Origin of the sequence: Variovorax paradoxus, assembly GCF_902712855.1 — a bacterium.
GTDB lineage: Bacteria > Pseudomonadota > Gammaproteobacteria > Burkholderiales > Burkholderiaceae_C > Variovorax > Variovorax paradoxus_Q.
The window spans coordinates 3,270,879-3,287,107 of the sequence record NZ_LR743507.1 but is presented as its reverse complement, the minus strand read 5'-3'; the positions used below and the strand labels follow the sequence as shown (position 1 = coordinate 3,287,107).

Sequence of the window (16,229 nt, the reverse complement as noted above, 5' to 3'; positions counted from 1 at the left end):
GGCGGAAGTTGCCGGTGAGGAGTATCCGCGTGTTCTACGCGGTGCGAAAGGTTTTGGATGCACCGGGGGTCTTCCGGCGCCGGTACGGTGCGGTTCCCTGTTTCCGGATGCAGCAAAAAAAAGACACCGGGCCCGATTCAGGCCAGCTGCTGCAGCACATCGCGGACCCGGTCGAGCGCCGGGTCGATGTCCGCTTCGGCGATGGCGCCGTAGCCCAGCATCAGCCCCTGGCGCGGCGCCGAGAAGTGAAAGAACGGCGCCAGCGGATACAGCCCCACGTCGACCCGCCGCGCCAGCGCGATCAGTTGCGCCACGTCGACCTCGCGCCGGCACAGCGCTGCCAGGTGGATGCCGGCCGTGGCCGGCACCAGCTCGAACCACGGCGACAGGTCGTCCGCGAAGCGCCGCACGATGCGCTCGCGTCGCGCCGCGTACGCCAGGTGGCAGCGCCGGATGTGCCGCTGCAGGTCGCCATCGGCGATGAACTTGGCCAGCGCCCATTGCGAGGGGGTGGAGGTGTGCCAGTCGGTCAGGTGCTTGGCCGTGCCCACGGCGTCCAGCAGGGCCGGCGGTGCGATCAGGTAGCCCAGGCGAAGGTCGGGCGACAGCGTCTTCGAGAAGGTGCCGACGAAGGCCACGCAGCCGTGTGCATCCATGCTCTGCAGCGAGTCGGTGGGGCGGCCTTCGTAGCGGAACTCGCTGTCGTAGTCGTCCTCGATCACCAGCGCGCCGAGCTCCGCCGCGCGCGCCAGCAGCGCCTTGCGGCGGCGCTCGCTCATCGGCATGCCCAGCGGGAACTGGTGTGCCGGCGTCACGTACACCAGCCGTGTGCCATCGGGAATGCGCCCGACCACCATGCCTTCGTCGTCGACCGGCACGCCGACCACATTGGCGCCCTGCGCACTCAGCAACAGGCGCGCCGGCGGGTAGCCGGGCTCTTCCATCGCCACCGTGCTGCCCGGTTCCACCAGCACCCGCGCCACCAGGTCGAGCGCTTGCTGCGCGCCGTTGGTCACCAGGATGTCGGCGGCGGCACAGCGAACGCCGCGCGAGAAGCTCGCATGCCGCGCGATGCCGTCGCGCAGCTCGTGCAGGCCCTCGGCGTCGCCGTAGAGCCCGCGCGATCGCGCGCCCTGGCGCAGCGCGTGCAGCACGCAGCGGCGCCAGTCGGCATGCGGGAACAGGTCGCGCGCCGGCGCGCCGCCGATGAATTCGTAGCGCGAACTGCCGGCCGGCGCCGGATGACGAAGCGGCGTGCTCATGCCACGCCAGTGCCCGGCCATGGCAGCACCCGCGAGCGGTCTCGCGGCCGTCGCGGGCAAGCGACGTACAGCACCTTCGGCCACAAAGGTGCCGCTGCCGACGCGGCCTGCCAGCAGCTTGTCGAAGGTCAGGCGCGCATAGGCTTCCGACACCGTCTTGCGCGACAGCCCGAGCTGCGCGGAGAGCAGGCGCGAGGGCGGCAGCTTCTCGCCCGTGGCGAGCCTGCCGCTGCGAATGGCCTCCTTCAGCTGCCGGTAGAGCTGGCCGGCCAGGTCCTTGTCGCCTTCGATGACGACGTGCAATTCCATCGGATTGGTCTCCTGCGAATGCCGCGGATTGGCCGCCTGCGGCGGCGCCCTGCGCTCCTAGCATCGAACCTGCATTCAACCACTGCCGACAAAGGAACCCGCACCATGCAAGCCCGTCTCGATTTCTACAAGGCCTCCCCCGAAGCACTCAAGGCGCTGATCGCGCTCGAGGTGGCCGTCGGCAAGCTCGGTCTCGACCCTAAACTGGTCGACCTGGTGAAGCTGCGCGCCTCGCAGATCAACGGCTGCGCCTACTGCATCGACCTGCACACCGCCGACTTGCGCAAGGCCGGCGAAACGGACCGCCGGCTGGCCACGCTCGGCGTGTGGCACGAAACACCGTTCTTCACCGAGCGCGAACAGGCCGCACTGGCCTGGACCGAAGCCCTGACCGAGGTGGCGCAGACGCGCGCGCCCGATGCCGCGTACGCAGCCCTGGCCGCGCAGTTCACCGAGGCCGAACAGGTCAACCTGACCATGGCCATCAACACCATCAACAGCTGGAACCGGTTGTCGATCGGCTTCCGAAAGACGCTGACTGCGTGAGCCGGCCGTTTGGAGCCGGCCGGACCCGCGGCACCTCGGCGAGCAGCCGGTCGACCAGGCTGTCGACGCCCTCTTCGGCTCGGCGCAGCGACTGCGCAAGCTGCACGCCACCGAACTCGTCGGACTCCACCGCCGCTTCGTGCACCTCGGTGATGCCGATGTAGCCGAGCGCCGAGCGCACGCTGTCCTCCGTGTGGTTCAGGTGCGCGATGCGCCCGCCCTTGCCGTAGCCGTGGTCGCCGCGCGCACCCAGCAGCACCGCCCGCTTGCCCGCATCGGCGAGCAGCGGCCAGTACGGCAGCGCACCGCGCGAACGGTCGAAACCGAAAGTGCGTCCGACACGCACGATGTTGTCGATCCAGGCCTTGAACTGCGCCGGCACGCTGAAGTTGTACATGGGCAGGCCGACCACGATGAGGTCGGCCGCGATGAGCTGGTCGACAAGCCGGTCGCTCTCGGCGAGCGCGTCGGCCATCCATGGCTCGCGCGCCGCGGGCGGCGTGAAGGCTGCGTGGATCCAGCGGCCATCGACGTGCGCGGGGGGCTGCTGGCCCACATCGAGGTAGCCGACGCCGTCGTCTGGACGCGCGCGGCGCCAGCGTTCGACGAAGCGCGCCGAGAGGCGGCGCGTGTGCGAACCGTGGGCGTCGATGTCGGAGCGGCCCGGACGGGCGCTGGCGTCGATGTGAAGGATGTTGAGAGTCATGGTCTTGCTCGATGGACAGGTGAGTTGATCTGGTTTGTTCGCCGCAGCCACAATGGCAGCGCAGGCCTTGAATCTATGGATAAGACGCCTGCCCCACAAACGATCATTTCTCCGCCCATGAACGAAATTGGCTCACCTGTCCAATCGCTTCCGCGCCCGGGGCGGCGGCTGCCCCCGCTGCTGTCGCTGCGTGCCTTCGAAGCCGCCGCCGCACACCTGAGCTTCCAGCGCGCCGCGCTCGAACTTTCGGTGACGCCATCGGCCATCAGCCATCAGGTGCGCTCGCTCGAAGACACGCTCGGCCAGCCGCTGTTCCGGCGGCTCACGCGGCAGCTTGCGCTGACGCCTGCGGGGCAGCGGCTTTTCGACGACCTGCGCACCGGCTTCGACGTGCTCGAGGCCGGCATCGACAGGCTGCGCCGTCCGCCCGCTTCGCAGACAGTGACGCTGACCACCAACGCCGCTTTCGCGGCGCGCTGGGTGCTACCGCGGATGGAGGCTTTCCGCAAGGCCTGCCCCGGGGTCGAACTGCGCCTGCATGCGAGCGACACGCTGGTCGACCTGGCGCGCGGCGACGCCGACATCGCCATCCGCTCGGGCCGTGGCCAATGGCCGGGATTGCTATCGCGCGAGCTGATGCCCGAAAGGTACGCACCGCTGTGCAGCCCGATGCTCGGCCTGAAGCGCGTGGCCGACCTGTCGAAGCACCAGCTCATTCACTGCGACTGGCAGCCGCACGCGCTGGCGCCTGCCCTGTGGCCGCGCTGGTTTCGCGAAGCGGGGATCGCGCAGCCGAAATCGCCGGGCGGCGGCGCGATGCGAGCGCCCGCGCTGTCGTTCTCCGACGAATCGCACGCGATGCTCGCGGCGCTCGGCGGGCACGGGGTGGCGCTGCTGAGCCTCACGCTGTCCGCGCCCGAGATCCGCAGCGGCGCGCTGGTGCAGCCCTTCGGGCCTGCGCTCGACACCGGCAGCTACTTCGTGGCGGTGGCCAATGGGCGGGAGAACGAAGCGCCGCTTCGTGCGGTGTGGAACTGGATCGTTTCGCAAACGACGACCGGAAGCTGAGTACAAGCAGAAAGCAGTACTTGCACTTCGTCACACTCTTGAGGAGACTCACGCTACAAAAAAGCGAGGAGAGCTGATGACGAGGTTTGCCCGAGTCCCTCTTGCGGCGATTGCGACAAGTGCGCTTCTTGTCATGGCCCTGACCTCGTGCGGAGGTGGCGGCGGCGGCGGTGGCGGGGGCGGAGTGGCCGTCGTGCTCCCCGGCACCGTCGCACCGCCTGCGACCGGAGGGTTGACGCCCGAGCTGCCGGCACGCGAGGCACTCATTGCCCGCGCGAGAACCTACGAACTCGACACCCCTTACGTTCCGCCGCCGGGCGATCCGCTGGAGCACAACACGTCCGGCTACGCCAAGGCCATGTGCTCCGCCGCCTTCATCACCGGCCTCGACCCCGAGGTTGCCGCCGAGAGCGTGGGCTACTTCGTCGGACCCTACGCGCAGCGCAGCAAGGTCGGCAAGCCGGTGATCGATCGCGACAGGAAGGAAGTCCGCATCGGCATGTTGAACGGCACGACGCTGGTGGCGCGCTACTACGGCTCGCAGGGCTGTATCACGCTGCCGCCCGGCAAGGACGACGTGTTCTTCACGCCGGTGACCGTCACCAGCACCCTCCCCGACCCTGCGACGCAGGACTGGCCGATGGGCAACGTGATGCCCGCGGGCGCTGCGCCCGGCGTGAACGCCAACAGGGTGAGCCAGGCCATCGATGCCGCCTTCGACGTGCCCCAGGCGTACACCGCGGCCTTCGTGGTCACGCACAAGGGCCGTATCGTCGGCGAGCGCTACATGAGCGGCATCGGCCCGACGACGCCGCTGGAGTCGTGGTCGATGGGCAAGAGCGTGACCGCCACGCTGCTGGGCACGCTCATCAGGCAGGGCGACTACCAGATCGACCAGCCCGCACCCATTCCCGAATGGCAGGCGGACGGCGACAAGCGCAAGGAGATCCGCATCTCGGACATCCTGCACATGTCGAGCGGATTGCGCATCAAGGCGCCGGACGACCCCGATTTCGACCCCAACGGCACCTACCCCGATCACGTCTACTTCTACACCGGCCGCATCAACGCGTTCAACTACGCGGCCACCCGCCCGCAGCAATGGCCGCCGAACACGGTCGGGCGCTACCGCAACACCGACCCTGTGCTGGCGAACTACCTGGTCCGTCTGGCCGTCGAGAAGCGCGGCGAAGAGTACCTGTCGTTCCCGCAGCGAGCCCTGTTCGACAAGATCGGCATCCGCACCATGACGCTGGAGACCGACCCCCACGGCAACTTCCTGGCGCAGGGCTACGACTTCATGTCGGCACGCGACTGGGCGCGGCTTGCCAACCTCTACCTGCAGGACGGCGTGTGGAATGGCGAGCGGCTGCTGCCCGAAGGTTTCGTCAAGTTCGTGAGCACGGTCGCACCGGCCTGGGCCGCGGACAAGCGGCCGATCTACGGCGGCTTCTTCTGGCTCAACGGCACGGGCACGTGGCCTGTGCCAACCAGCGCCTACTACATGCTCGGTGCCGGCGGGCAGGTGGTGCTGATCGTGCCGTCGCACGATCTCGTGGTGGTGCGCATGGGCTTCGACAAGGGCGAGCCGGCCGCGGCACCGAGCCTGCGCAGGGCGCTCGCGGTGCTGATGGACGGCATACCCAGCTCCCGTTGAGGCAAGCGCCGCGCAACACAGGAATCACGCCCGCCGCCGGTCCGACTGCTCCATGGCGACCCCAGGCCGTCGCCCTGCCCTCCAGCCGGCATGGCGCGGGCAACTGCGGCGCCCAGCAAAAAGCCTCCCGAAGGAGGCTTTGCAGGACGGGTCGAGGCGCCGACGCGCGTCAGCTTTTCTTGGTGAGCAGCGTCTGCACGACATAGCCGTCGCGGTACACGCCTTCGATCGTGCCCTCGACGCGGTCGGTCGAATGCGCCGCAACGTATTTCTCGTCGGCGAGGCGGTAGACCACCATGGTGCACGACGAGTGCTTGCTGAGGGTGCGCGCCACGCCAGTGGCCTGGCGAAGGGTGGGGTATGTCTCCATGGATGTCCTTGTCTGATGCTCTGGATAGTAGCCCTTAGCTTTTCAAAGGTGTCTCGAAGCGTTTCCAAAGCACGTCGTTCGATTCGAGCGATTTCGTCAATTTTGTGACTTTGTTAGCGGCTATTGGCAAATCCTTCGCGCCCGTTGTCGCCACGCAACTTGTATCGCGACATTGGATGCAGCTTCATTCCATACGAGGCTCCGCGAGTGGTTGCAAGCTTTTCACCCACTCGAACACTGCGGCCGTCGCCGGCTCCGAGCGGCGCGCCTCGGGGCAGACCAGATGGAACGGCATGCCCGGCAACACCGGCCCGAACGGCTGTACCAGATTGCCTGCGCGCAGTTCGTCCGCGATGAGCGCGAGGCTCATCAGCGCCACGCCCTGGCCCTGCAGCGCAGCCGACACGGTGTGCGTCTCGTCCGAGAACACGGGCCCGGCGGACACATCGAGACCCGGCACCTGGGCCTGCTCCTGCCACTCGGACCACGTGCCCGGTTGCCTCCTGCTGCTGGGCACCGCGAAATGCAGCAGCGTCTGGCGCGTCAGGTCAGTACGGCGGCGCAGCTTGAGCGCGGGACTGCAGGCCGGCGCGAAGACGTTGTCGAACAGCTTCTCGGCCACCATGCCCGGCCACCGGCCCTTGCCGTAGCGGATGGCGATGTCGGCGGTGACGCCGTCGAGGGCCACGGCCTCGTGCGATGCATGGATGCGCAGGTCGAGCCGAGGATGCAGCGCGCGCAGCGTGCTGACGCGCGGCAGCAGCCAGCGCGCGGCCACGGCCGGCGTTGCCGACAACGTGATGGCCTGCCGCTGCGGCGGCGCGCGCAACCGCGCGACTGCATCGGCCATCGCGCCGAACGATTCGCCGAGCACCGCCTGCAGTTCCCTGCCCTGCGGCGTGAGCACCAGCTGGCGCGGCTGGCGGATGAACAGCGCGACGCCGAGCGAGTCCTCGAGTTGCCGCACCTGATGGCTGATGGCCGTGGGCGTGACCGAGAGCTCGTTCGCGGCGAGCTTGGCGCTGCAATGGCGCGCCGCGGCCTCGAAGGCCCGCAGCGCAGCCAGCGGAGGAAGTTGACGCGGATGGGCCATGGATGAATCAGATTTTCAGCAGCGCAAAGAAATCGTCGTTTGTTGCTCGATGCATGCTTGGATAGATTGCAACGCATGTCAAGCAGACAGCTGAATTCGATTCATCCAACCCATCGCAACCACAGAGGACTCCGCCCATGACCACCCTGCTCCACATCGATGCCAGCGCCCGTCCCGGCCGTTCGGGGACGCACGAACACGGCTCGCACTCGCGCCGGCTCACCCATCACTTCGTGACGGCATGGCGCGCCGCGCGTCCGCAGGACGACGTGATCTACCGCGACATCGGCGCCACGCCGCCAGGCCACGTCACCGGTGAATGGATCGCGGCGGGCTACACGCCGGCCGCAGAACGCGAACCATGGATGCACGACGTGCTCGCCGAAAGCGATGCACTGATTGACGAGATCCGCCGCTCGGACGTCCTCGTGATCGGGGTGCCGATGTACAACTTCGGCATGCCGGCGCCGCTGAAGTCCTGGATCGACAACATCGTGCGCATCGGCGCCACCTTCGATTTCGACCGCAGCCGCGAGAACCCCTACGTGCCGCTGCTGGCCGATCGCAACCGGCGCACGGTGCTGCTCAGCTCATGCGGCAGCAGCGGCTACGGACCCGGCGGTTTCCAGGCCCACATGGACCTGCTCACGCCCGGCATCACCAGCCCGCTGGCGCTTCTCGGCCTCGGCGAAGTCCACAGCGTGGCCATCGAGCATGCCGAAGACCACGGCGACCTGCTGGACCGTTCGATCGCGGCCGCGCTGGCCCGCATCGAGGCGCTGGTGAGCGAGCTGCAGGCCGCGTGAAAGAGGCCTGCGAGAGGCTTGCGCTCAGTTCGAGCGCAGCTGCTCGCGCAGCTTCTGGCCGATCTCGGGCCGTTCGAGGAACGGGTCGGCCGGGTTGACGCCCGCCACGATGTTCTCCATGCGGCTGCGCACGTTGCCGAGCGCCTTCGGATGGCTGTACACGTAAAACTGGTTGTCGCTGATGGCGTCGAACACCTTCGATGCCACTTCGGCGGCGGTGATCTTGCCGCTGCTCACGGCCTTGTTGCTCATGGCCTGGCCGATGAGCTGGCTCTTGGTGAGCTCGCTCTCCTTGGGCGCGTTGGGCCGGTTGCGCTCGCTGCTGGTGATGCCGGTGGGCACGAAGTACGGGCACAGCAGGCTCGCGCCGATCTGGTCGGTGACGAGGTTCAGGTCTTGGTACATGGTCTCGGTGAGGCTCACCACGGCGGCCTTGGCCGCGTTGTAGATGCCCATGTTGGGCGGCGTGAGCAGGCCGGCCATGCTGGCGGTGTTGGTGATGTGGCCGCGGTACGCCGGGTCTTTCGCAGCGGCCTCGAGCATCATCGGCACGAACAGGCGCACACCGTGCACCACGCCCCACAGGTCCACGCCCAGCACCCACTCCCAGTCGGCCACGGTGTTCTCCCACACCAGGCCACCGGCGCCCACGCCGGCGTTGTTGAACACGAAGTGCGGCGCGCCGAAGCGCTCGTTCACGGCGGCGGCCAGGGCTTCCATCTGCCCGGCGTCGGACACGTCGACCTTGCGCGCCAGCACCTGCGCGCCGGCCGCTTCCATCTCGGCCGCGGCCTTGTCGAGTGCGTCCTGCTGCACGTCGACCAGCACGAGGTTCATGCCGCGGGCGGCGCCGATGCGCGCGCACTCCAGGCCGAAGCCCGAACCCGCGCCGGTGAGAACGGCGGTCTTGCCCTTGAAGTCCTGAATCATTTGCCGGTGTCCTTCTGTTGAATGTCTCTGACGTTGGAGCTTCGATTGAAATACGGAATGCGCGCGGGCGCAGTCACGAAGGTGCCCCGGCAGGCGTTGCGGCGAAGGTCAGGCCTCGGCCGCCTTCAGAACGTAGCCGATGCGCGGGAAGTGCACGTGCACGGTGCCCGTGCGCTCGTGGCTGCGCTCCAGCGTGTAGTGCGTGCGTGTGGCCGCGACCAGCGTGCCCGGCGTTTCCTCGAGGCCGAAGCTCTCGGCGCGGATGGTGACGGCGCTGCCCAGCGCGATGCCGTGATCGTCCTGGAAAGTGCTGTCTGTCAGCAGCGTGTGCGGCGTGGCGGCCTTGGCCACGGCAATGGCTTCGTCGCTGCCGAACTTCTCGGGCGCCCCATGACCGATGGCGGCCATGCGGTCCATCCAGTCGACCACCGCGGGCGTCAGGTCGAGGATGGTTCGAACCGACTCGATGCGGCGGGTGTACCAGAGCGAGTGGTAAGCCGAGAAGTCGGCGATGCTCGGCACTTCGCCGAGCAGGAAGGGCTTGTCGTCGAGCATGTCGGACAGCCGGCGCAGGTACGACTTGTAGGCGCTCGTGGCGTCGGCCGGGCGCAACCGCGTCATGTTGCCGGCGCTCATCTTGCCGCGGTCTTCGCCGAAGGCCTTCAGCGCTTCGGGCGGCGCCTTGGCGAACACTTCGGCTGCGCCGCGCGGCTGAAGGTTCCAGGCCATCGAGGCCCAGAACAGCGTGGTGTCGGCCCATTGCGCGAGGATGCGCGACAGCCCTTTCTCGGGCTCCGGATAGAGCGTGGGTTTGGGCTGCAGGTGCTCCAGCACGTCGGCGATGAGTGCACTGTCGCAGTACATGTCGGCGCCGATCTGCAGGAACGGCGTCTTGCGGTAGCCGCCGGTGAGGATCTCCACGTCGGGCTTGGGCATGATCGGCGGGATGAACACCGACTTCCACGGCAGCTTCTTGGCGCCGAGGATCAGGCGCACCTTCTCCGAGAACGGCGAGGTCAGGTAGTGGTGGAGGATGAGGTCTGCCATGGTCGTTCCCGTGAGGTGGTTGGTTGGAAAAGGACACCGCCGGCTCAGATGAGCTTGACCAGCTGCTTGCCGAAGTTCTTGCCCTTCAGCAGGCCGAGGAAAGCTTCGGGCGCGGCCTCGAGGCCCTGCGCGACCGACTCGCGCGGCTTGAGCTTGCCGGTGCCCACCAGCGTGCCGAGCTCGGTCAGCGCCTCGGGCCACACTTCCATGTGTTCGCTGACGATGAAGCCTTCGATCTTCATGCGGTTGATGAGGATCAGCGCGGGGTTGGCCAGCGGCAGCGGCGCGCCGTCGTAGCCGGCGATCATCCCGCACAGCGCCACGCGCGCGAAGGCGTTGGCGCGCAGCAGCACCGCGTCGAAGATGTAGCCGCCGACGTTCTCGAAGTAGCCGTCGATGCCGTTCGGGCAGGCTTCCTTGAGCGCCGCGCTCATGCTTTTCACGTCAGGGTGCTCGCGGTAGTCGATGCATGCGTCGAAGCCGAGTTCTTCCGTCACGTACCTGCACTTGTCGGCACCGCCGGCAATGCCCACCACGCGGCAGCCGCGCGCCTTGGCGAGCGCACCGAAGGCGCTGCCCACCGCGCCGCTGGCGGCGGTGACGACCAGCGTTTCGCCGGCCTTGGGCGCAATGATCTTCACCAGCCCGTACCAGGCCGTCACGCCGGGCATGCCGACCGCGCCGAGGTAGTGCGACAGCGGCACGTGCGTGGTGTCGACCTTCTTCAGCGCGCCGGGCTGCGAGGCGTCGACCACGCTGTATTCCTGCCAGCCGCCGAAGCCGACCACCTTGTCGCCCACGGCGTACTTGGGGTGCTTGCTCTCGACCACCTCGCCCGCGGTGCCGCCCTGCATGGTCTGGCCCAGCGGCTGCGGCTGCGCGTAGCTCTTCGAGTCGTTCATGCGCCCGCGCATGTACGGGTCGAGGCTCATGTAGTGATGGCGCACCAGCACCTGGTTGTCCTTCAGCGCCGGGGTCTCGGCGGTCACGAGCTTGAAGTTGGTCGCGACGGCTTCGCCTTCGGGGCGGTTGTCGAGATGGATCTGCTTGTTGGCGGGCATGGAAGTCTCCTTGGGGGAATTCGGTGGATCGATCAGTCGGTGGACGGCGGACGCATCTCGTTCACGCTCGTCGGTCCGGTGGGAAGCCGGCGCTTCACGTATTTGAAAGTGCCTGTGGCATGGGCGCACACGCGGTCCTGCGCGTCGAAGATCTTCGCCTCGGTGAATGCCAGCGTAGCGGTGCGGTGGATCAGCGTGCCGCGCGCATGCAGCGGACCGACCGACGGTTGCATGAAGCTGGTCTTCATCTCGATGGTGACCACGCCGCTTTCGGGCGACACGCTGCGCGCGGCGGCCGCCATGGTGATGTCGAGCAGCGTCATGCAGGCGCCGCCGTGCGTCACGTCGAAGGTGTTCAGGTGCTCCGGCTTGGCCGTGTAGACGATCTCGGATTCTCCGCCTTCGAACTTCGTGAGTTCGAAGCCGAGGTGGCGCGCAAACGGAATCTGGCTCGTGTACGAGCGGATATTGATATCGGACGAAGAAGAAGGAGAAGAAGCGTCGTTGGTCATTGGATCTTTTCGTGAGACACCGCGGAACCGGCTTCGCCGGGCCGCAGGTGTCGTCCCCGGCGAGGGGGAAGGCGAAGCGACACGAAGAAGTGCGCGCAGCCTGGGGGAGAGCCTACGCCGCGCCCAGCACCACGCTCACGCCGCCGTCCACCGCCAGCCACTGGCCGGTGATGTGCTTGCCGGCGTCGCTCGCGTACAGCAGCGTCAGGCCCTTGAGGTCTTCGTCGTCGCCCAGGCGGCCGAGCGGCGCCTGCGCGGCCATCTTTTCTTCGCCGAGCGACTTGATCAGGCCGGCGGCCATCTTCGTCATGAAGAAGCCCGGGCAGATCGCGTTCACGTTGATGTTGTACTTGCCCCATTCGGCGGCCAGCGTGCGCGTGAAGCCGATGACCGCGGTCTTGGATGTGTTGTAGGCCAGCGTCTGCATCTCCGGCGGATTGCCGTTCAGGCCGGCGATCGACGCGATGTTGATGATGCGCCCTGCCTTCTTCGGGATCATGTACGCGTTGGCGATGTGCTGCGACAGGATGAAGTAGCCCCGCACGTTGAGGTTCATCACCTTGTCCCAGGCCTCGACCGGGTGGCTCTCGGCGGGCGAACCCCAGCTCGCGCCGGCGTTGTTCACGAGGATGTCGACCGCACCCATGCGCTCGAGCGTCTCGTCGGCGAGGCGGCGGGTGTCTTCCTCGCGTGCGCAGTCGGCGGCGATCCAGCGCGCGTCGATGCCGGCGGCCTGCAGCTCGGCGGCGGCCTGCTCCAGGTCGTCGGCCTTGCGCGAGCTCAGCATGATCTTCGCGCCGGCTTCGCCGAGCGCGTGGGCCATCTGCAGGCCGAGACCGCGCGAGCCACCGGTGATGAGGGCGGTCTTGCCGGTGAGGTCGAAGAGTTTCTGGACGGTGCGCGCAGTCATGAGGGATGTCTCCAGTGAGGGTCTTGGTTCTTCAGGTTGGGGAATACCGCGAAGCCGGCTTTGCCGGGCCGCGGGCGTTGCCCCTGGCGAAGGGCTTGGCGAAGGGCCACGACGCGCGCGCAGGCTGCGGCCGGGTCATGTCAGGTAGTCCATGCACTGACGGGCTTCGCGGACCGCGCCGATGAAGGGCTTCAGCGCCACGTGCTGGGGATGGTCCACATAGGCGGCCAGCGCGGCGGCATCGGTGAATTCCGAGTAGAGGATCAGGTCGTAGGTGGCCTCCAGCCCGGGCTGGGCGATGGTCACCTCGAAGCGCTGCGTGCCGGGCGACAGCCTGGCGCAGGCATCGAGCAACGCCTTGGCCTTGCGCAGGTTCGTCGCCTTGTCGGCGCCCTCGGCATGTTCCTTGAACTTCCACATCACGATGTGCTTGAGCATGTCGGCCCCCTCGCTCACTTGCCCGGAACGCCGCCGGACAGGCGCGAGCGAACGTAGATCAGCACGAAGCCGACCAGCGCGACGAGCGCGCCGGGCACGGCGATGGACCAGCCGAGCGCGGCGTCGGTGCGGCCGGTGGCGATGCCGATGATCACCAGGAACAGGCCGCCGTAGATCAGGATCCAGATCCACTTCTCGAGGCGGGCGTACGGTTTCGGCGGCTTGGTACCGGGATTTCCGGCGTTGTCGGGGTTGGCGTTCGGGGGATTGGTCGTGGCCATCAAAAGGCGTCCTCGGGCAAAGCGGTACAGGTCGGGTCGCGGGTTTCGACCACGTTGAGCCAGGCACCGATTTTCGGCAGCTCGTAGTGGAAGAAATAGTCCGTGGCGCCGATCTTGCCAGCTGTTACTGCCCGGGTCTTTTCCGCGTCGCCCTGCAGCGCGCGCTGTGCCACGTCCAGCCAGATCCAGGCCAGCACCGTGTGGCCGAAGGCCTGCATGTAGGGCACCGCGTTGGCCAGCGCATCCGCTGGATCGCCGGTGGACCACGCAGCCTCGGTGGCGCTGCCGATGCGCTGCAGCGCGGCGCCCAGCGCCCTGGCGTGCGCGGCCAGCGCCGGCACGCTGGCCGCGCGGCCGATGGTGTCGGTCATGCGACCGGCCAGCAACTGCAGGCCGCGGCCCTTTTCCATCAGCACCTTGCGGCCCAGCAGGTCGGCCGCCTGGATGCCGTGGGTGCCTTCGTGGATCATGTTCAGGCGGTTGTCGCGCCAGTACTGCTCCACCGGAAAGTCGCGCGTGTAGCCATAGCCGCCGTGCACCTGGATCGCCAGCGAATTGGCCTCCAGGCACCACTCGCTGGGCCAGCTCTTGGCGATGGGCGTGAGCACTTCGAGCAGCAGCCGCGCGTCGTCGGCGGCCTGCGCGTCGCCGGTCTTCTGCTCGTCGACCAGGCGCGCGCAGTACAGCTCGAGCGCCAGCGCGCCCTCGCAGTACGCCTTCTGCGCCAGCAGCATGCGGCGCACGTCGGCGTGCTCGATGATGCGCACCTGCGGCGCGGCCGAGTCCTTGGCCACGGCGGCGCCGGCGGCTTCGGGCTTCTTCACGAGGCGGCCCTGCGGTCTGCTCTTCGCGTACTCGAGCGACGCGTGGTAGCCCGCCATGCCCAGCATGGTGGCCGCCGTGCCGACGCCGATGCGCGCCTCGTTCATCATGTGGAACATGCAGTGCAGGCCCTTGCCCGGCGCGCCGACCAGGTAGCCGATGGCCCCGGCCTTGCCGTCGACCGGATAGCGGCCTTCACCGAAGTTCAGCAGCGTGTTGGTGGTGCCGCGCCAGCCCAGCTTGTGGTTCAGGCCCGCCAGCGCCACGTCGTTGCGCTGGCCGGTGAGTTCGCCCTGGGTGTCGACCATGCGCTTGGGCACGATGAACAGCGAGATGCCGCGCGTTCCCGGCACCAGCCTGCCGTTCTCGTCGGGAATCTTGGCCAGCACGATGTGCACGATGTTCTCGGTCAGTTCGTGGTCGCCCGACGAGATCCACATCTTGTTGCCCGTGAGGCGGTAGCGCGGGCCGAGCGGATCGGACTGGAAGTCGTCGCCGTCCGGCACGGCGCGCGTGGACACGTCGCTCAGTGACGAACCGGCCTGCGGCTCGGACAGGCACATGGTGCCGGCCCAGCGGCCCGAGAACTCGTTCCTGGCGAACACGTCCTTCTGCATCTCGGTGCCGTGCACCATCAGCAGGTTGGCGTTGCCGCTGGTGAGCATGTTGGAGCCGATGCTCACCGACGCCATGGCGAAGAAGCTGTTGGCCGCGGCCTGCAGGGTGTACGGCAACTGCATGCCGCCGATGTCGTAGTCCTGCGCGGCACTCATCATTCCCGACTCGACGAAGGCCTTGTGCGCGTCGTGCGTGGCCTGCGGCAGCACGACCTTCTCGCCGTCGAAATGCGGCTCCTGCGTGTCCACCGTGCGGTTGAACGGCGCGTACTTCTCGCGCGCGATGCGCTCGCAGGTGTCGAGCACCGCGTCGAAGGTCTCGCGCGAATGATCGGAGAAGCGCTCGCGCTGGTTGAGCGACTCGGCGTCGAGCCAGTCGTAGAGCAGGAAGTCGAGGGTGGAACGCAGGCTCATGGTCGGGTCTTGATGTTGAGACTACCGACTTCCACCGGCAGCGCTCGTCGGCCGGCGAAGCCAGGCCCATTCGTGGAACACCGCGGAACCGGCTCAGCCGGGCCGCAGGTGTTGCCCCCCGGAAGGGGGTTGGCAAAGGCGACACGCAGTGCGCCGCAGACTGGGGGAGAGTCAGATCACTTCGAAGACGCCGGCGGCGCCCATGCCACCGCCGATGCACATCGTGACCACGACCTTTTTCGCGCCGCGGCGCTTGCCTTCGATGAGCGCGTGGCCCGTGAGGCGCTGGCCGCTCACGCCGTAGGGGTGGCCCACGGCGATGGCGCCGCCGTTCACGTTCAGGCGGTCGCCCGGAATGCCCAGCTTGTCGCGGCAGTAGATCACCTGCACGGCGAAGGCTTCGTTGAGCTCCCACAGGTCGATGTCGTTGACCGTCAGGCCCAGGCGCTTGAGCACCTTCGGAATCGCGAAGACGGGGCCGATGCCCATTTCGTCGGGCTCGCAGCCGGCCACGGCGAAGCCGAGGAAACGGCCCAGCGGCTTCAGGCCCTTCTGCTCCGCGTACTTCTCGTCGACCACCACGCAGGCGCCGCCGCCGTCGGAGAACTGGCTGGCATTGCCGGCCGAGATCACGCCGCCGGGAATGGCCGGACGGATGCCGCTGATGCCTTCCTTGGTGGTGCCGGGACGGATGCCTTCGTCGTTCTCGACGGTGACTTCCTTGGTGCGCAGGCCCATCACGGGATCAGCCACGCCGGCCAGCACGGTGATGGGGGCGATCTCGGCCTTGAAGAGGCCGGCCTCCAGCGCAGCGGTGGCGCGTTGCTGGCTCTGCGCGCCGTATTCGTCCATGGCCTCGCGGCCGATGTTGTATCGCTTGGCGACCTGCTCGGCCGTCTGCAGCATGTTCCAGTAGATCTCGGGCTTGTGCTTCACCAGCCACGGGTCGGCCAGCATGTGCTTGTTGGCTTCGTTCTGCACGCACGAGATGCTCTCGACGCCGCCGGCCACGTACACCTCGCCCTCGCCCGCGATGATGCGTTGCGCGGCGGTGGCGATGGTCTGCAGGCCCGAGGAGCAGAAGCGGTTGATGGTCATGCCCGATGTGGTGATCGGCAGGCCGGCGCGCAGCGCGATCTGGCGCGCGATGTTGGAGCCGGTCGCGCCTTCGGGCGTGGCGCAACCCATGATCACGTCGTCGACCGAGGCGGGGTCGATGCCGGCGCGCTGCACCGCGTGCTGCACGGCATGGCCGCCCAGCGTGGCGCCGTGCGTCATGTTGAAGGCACCCTTCCAGCTCTTCGCGAGTGGCGTGCGGGCGGTGGAAACGATGACGGCGCTGGTCATGGTGAGGTCCTTTGAAGATGGAAGGGAAAAGAG

Annotated in this window: 17 protein-coding genes; 4 read left to right on the top strand and 13 right to left on the bottom strand. The window is 67.8% G+C overall.

The features are described 5' to 3' along the window. Window positions 1-137 precede the first annotated feature (137 nt). Window positions 138-1,571, bottom strand: a complete 1,434-nt coding sequence (locus tag AACL56_RS15035; RefSeq protein WP_339090605.1) for a PLP-dependent aminotransferase family protein — start codon at window positions 1,569-1,571, stop codon at window positions 138-140. 105 nt (window positions 1,572-1,676) lie between these two features. Between AACL56_RS15035 and AACL56_RS15030 the strand changes: the two genes are divergently transcribed. Further along, the gene (locus tag AACL56_RS15030; RefSeq protein WP_339090604.1) at window positions 1,677-2,117 is read left to right on the top strand and encodes a carboxymuconolactone decarboxylase family protein; all 441 of its coding nucleotides are present in this window, start codon (window positions 1,677-1,679) and stop codon (window positions 2,115-2,117) included. Here AACL56_RS15030 and AACL56_RS15025 read toward each other — a convergent pair. After that, window positions 2,065-2,823, bottom strand: a complete 759-nt coding sequence (locus AACL56_RS15025) for an FMN-dependent NADH-azoreductase (RefSeq protein WP_339090603.1) — start codon at window positions 2,821-2,823, stop codon at window positions 2,065-2,067. The genes AACL56_RS15030 and AACL56_RS15025 overlap by 53 nt on opposite strands. 117 nt (window positions 2,824-2,940) lie before the next feature. On the opposite strand from AACL56_RS15025, the gene AACL56_RS15020 reads away from it, so the two are divergent. After that, window positions 2,941-3,891 (top strand): LysR substrate-binding domain-containing protein, encoded by a 951-nt coding sequence (locus AACL56_RS15020; protein ID WP_339090602.1) that lies wholly within the window; start codon window positions 2,941-2,943, stop codon window positions 3,889-3,891. 184 nt (window positions 3,892-4,075) lie between these two features. Further along, entirely contained in the window at window positions 4,076-5,548 is a 1,473-nt protein-coding gene (locus AACL56_RS15015) for a serine hydrolase (RefSeq protein ID WP_339090601.1), read from the top strand. A gap of 169 nt (window positions 5,549-5,717) precedes the next feature. Here the strand turns inward: AACL56_RS15015 and AACL56_RS15010 are convergent, their stop codons facing one another. Continuing rightward, window positions 5,718-5,918: a hypothetical protein gene (locus AACL56_RS15010; protein ID WP_339090600.1), complete on the bottom strand. Its 201-nt coding sequence runs from the start codon at window positions 5,916-5,918 to the stop codon at window positions 5,718-5,720. Window positions 5,919-6,102: 184 nt separating this feature from the next. Next, entirely contained in the window at window positions 6,103-7,011 is a 909-nt protein-coding gene (locus AACL56_RS15005) for a LysR substrate-binding domain-containing protein (protein ID WP_339090599.1), read from the bottom strand. A gap of 137 nt (window positions 7,012-7,148) precedes the next feature. Here AACL56_RS15005 and AACL56_RS15000 point away from each other — a divergent pair, with 137 nt between their 5' ends. Beyond that, window positions 7,149-7,817: an FMN-dependent NADH-azoreductase gene (locus AACL56_RS15000; protein WP_339090598.1), complete on the top strand. Its 669-nt coding sequence runs from the start codon at window positions 7,149-7,151 to the stop codon at window positions 7,815-7,817. Window positions 7,818-7,841: 24 nt separating this feature from the next. Here the strand turns inward: AACL56_RS15000 and AACL56_RS14995 are convergent, their stop codons facing one another. The 9 genes from AACL56_RS14995 to AACL56_RS14955 form a co-directional block, all read right to left on the bottom strand. Then, the gene (locus tag AACL56_RS14995; protein ID WP_339090597.1) at window positions 7,842-8,747 is read right to left on the bottom strand and encodes an SDR family oxidoreductase; all 906 of its coding nucleotides are present in this window, start codon (window positions 8,745-8,747) and stop codon (window positions 7,842-7,844) included. Window positions 8,748-8,855: 108 nt separating this feature from the next. Beyond that, window positions 8,856-9,794, bottom strand: a complete 939-nt coding sequence (locus AACL56_RS14990) for a glutathione S-transferase family protein (protein WP_339090596.1) — start codon at window positions 9,792-9,794, stop codon at window positions 8,856-8,858. 44 nt (window positions 9,795-9,838) lie between these two features. Then, on the bottom strand, window positions 9,839-10,855 hold the full coding sequence (locus tag AACL56_RS14985; protein ID WP_339090595.1) for an NADP-dependent oxidoreductase: 1,017 nt from the start codon (window positions 10,853-10,855) through the stop codon (window positions 9,839-9,841). A 32-nt stretch (window positions 10,856-10,887) separates the two neighbouring features. Continuing rightward, on the bottom strand, window positions 10,888-11,367 hold the full coding sequence (locus AACL56_RS14980) for a PaaI family thioesterase (protein ID WP_339090594.1): 480 nt from the start codon (window positions 11,365-11,367) through the stop codon (window positions 10,888-10,890). A 112-nt stretch (window positions 11,368-11,479) separates the two neighbouring features. Then, the gene (locus AACL56_RS14975) at window positions 11,480-12,277 is read right to left on the bottom strand and encodes an SDR family oxidoreductase (protein ID WP_339090593.1); all 798 of its coding nucleotides are present in this window, start codon (window positions 12,275-12,277) and stop codon (window positions 11,480-11,482) included. 135 nt (window positions 12,278-12,412) lie between these two features. Next, the gene (locus tag AACL56_RS14970; protein ID WP_339090592.1) at window positions 12,413-12,715 is read right to left on the bottom strand and encodes a Dabb family protein; all 303 of its coding nucleotides are present in this window, start codon (window positions 12,713-12,715) and stop codon (window positions 12,413-12,415) included. A gap of 14 nt (window positions 12,716-12,729) precedes the next feature. Next, window positions 12,730-12,996, bottom strand: coding sequence for a hypothetical protein (locus tag AACL56_RS14965; RefSeq protein WP_339090591.1), 267 nt, complete (start codon window positions 12,994-12,996; stop codon window positions 12,730-12,732). Next, window positions 12,996-14,849 (bottom strand): acyl-CoA dehydrogenase, encoded by a 1,854-nt coding sequence (locus tag AACL56_RS14960; RefSeq protein ID WP_339090590.1) that lies wholly within the window; start codon window positions 14,847-14,849, stop codon window positions 12,996-12,998. The genes AACL56_RS14965 and AACL56_RS14960 overlap by 1 nt, the downstream gene beginning before the upstream one ends. 171 nt (window positions 14,850-15,020) lie before the next feature. Continuing rightward, complete coding sequence (locus tag AACL56_RS14955; protein ID WP_339090589.1) at window positions 15,021-16,196, bottom strand: acetyl-CoA C-acyltransferase; 1,176 nt, start codon at window positions 16,194-16,196, stop codon at window positions 15,021-15,023. Window positions 16,197-16,229 lie beyond the last annotated feature (33 nt).